This is a genomic window from Gordonia sp. (in: high G+C Gram-positive bacteria) (assembly GCF_049299075.1).
GTDB lineage: Bacteria > Actinomycetota > Actinomycetes > Mycobacteriales > Mycobacteriaceae > Gordonia.
On record NZ_JBAQWU010000129.1, the window covers coordinates 1 to 1819 of the forward strand.

The following is a 1819-nucleotide window of genomic DNA, read 5'->3' on the forward strand; positions in this document are numbered from 1 at the left end:
CCGGGACACCGACGGGGCTGGCCGCGACCTCGACGAGACGCTGGCCTGGCAAGCGTGGTTGTGGCGACTGGTCCGCGAGGAAGTTGCCGCGCCGCACCTCGCCGAGCAGCTCGACGTCGTCGTCGAACGACTCCGGAGCGATCCGGGTGTCGTGGACTTGCCCACGCGGATCGCACTGTTCGGCGCAACGCGGGTTCCCGAGTCGCTGCGGACCGTGCTGACGGCGCTCGCCGTGCACCGCGAGGTCTCGCTGTTCCTGCCGCATCCGTCCGATGCGCTGTGGTCGAAGATCGCTGCGCAGCCGCTTCCGGTGCCCCGGCCGCGCAGTGCGGCGACCCGATTGCGGCCCGACCATCCGCTGCTCGCCGCACTCGCGCGTGACGTGCAAGAGTTGCAGGAGGTGCTGTCCCCGGTCATCGACCAGGACTTTTACCACCCGGTCCCCGGGCGTGGCACGACACTCCTGGCCGTGGTCCAAGAGGGGCTGGCCGGTGATGAACTACGACCGGACAGCAGCTTGCGCCTCGACGATTCGCTGGAAGTGCACGCTTGCCACGGTCCGGAGCGGCAGGTGGAAGTGCTACGCGACCGGTTGCTCCGGCTCTTCGACGACCACCCCGACCTGCAGCCGCGCGATGTCCTCGTCATGTGCCCGGACGTGGAGACCTATGCGCCGCTCATCCAGGGCGCGTTCGGCCAGGCCGGTCTCGACCATCCAGGTTTCTCGCTGCGCGTACGGCTCGCCGATCGGGGGTTGCGGGAGACCAACGAGGTCCTCGACGTGCTCGCGGCAGTCGTCGAGCTGGCCGCCGGGCGGGTGCGCTCGGGTGAGCTGATCGACCTGCTGGGTCTGCCCGGAGTGCAACGGCGGTTCGGGTTCACCCCGGACGAGCTCGACACGGTGAGCGGTTGGGTGCAGCGATCGGGGATCCGCTGGGCGATAGACGACGTGCAGCGCGACCGGTTCGGGATGGGTGGATTCCCGCAGGGCACTGCCGCAGTCGGCCGTGACCGGCTGTTGTTGGGGGTGCTGGCCGAAGAGTCGGAGAACCAGTGGCTCGGGCCCGGGCTGCCGATGGCTGGCGTCGAATCCACGAAGATCGACCTGGTCGGGCGATTCGCTGAACTTCTCGCGCGGCTCGGCCTGCTGCTCCGCGAGATGGACGGCCGCCGCTCGGCTCACACCTGGGCCGAGTTGCTCATCGGCGCGGTCGACGCGCTGACCGACGCTCACCCGGACACCCAGTGGCAGCGGGCGCAGGCCATCGAGATGATCACCGACGCGCTCGATACGGCGAGGTCGCGCGACATCGAACTCGGCCGCGACGACATCCGCGGTCTGCTACGGCGCCTCGTGGCCGCCCGGCCGACACGCTCGAACTTCTGCACCGGTGAACTGACGGTGTGCACCCTGACCCCAATGCGTTCGGTGCCACATCGGGCGGTGATTCTGCTCGGAATCGACAGCGGCGTCTTCCCTCGTGCCGGGTCGATCGACGGCGACGACATCCTGCGCCGCGTCCCGCTGATCGGTGAACGCGATCGCGGCGACGAGGACCGCCAAGTGTTCCTCGACGCGATCGGCTCGGCCATCGATCACCTTCTGATTTTCTACACCGGAGCCGATCCAGTGACCGGGGCGATAGTGCCGCCGCCGGTCGTGCTGAGCGAATTGATCGATACCGCTGGCGAGGTTGCCGGCCGCACAGGGGTGGTGCAGCGGCACACGTTGCACGCATTCGACACCCGCAACTTCCAGATCGCCGACGGCGCCCCGCCGCTGAGCTACGACACGCGGCTGCTCCAGGGTGCGCGGGCC

At 69.1% G+C, this 1819-nt stretch carries 1 protein-coding gene; it reads left to right on the forward strand.

What is annotated here, in order from left to right:
- Positions 1-1819 (forward strand): exodeoxyribonuclease V subunit gamma (locus WAW85_RS04400; RefSeq protein ID WP_422558430.1); only part of this gene is annotated, 1819 nt, incomplete at both ends.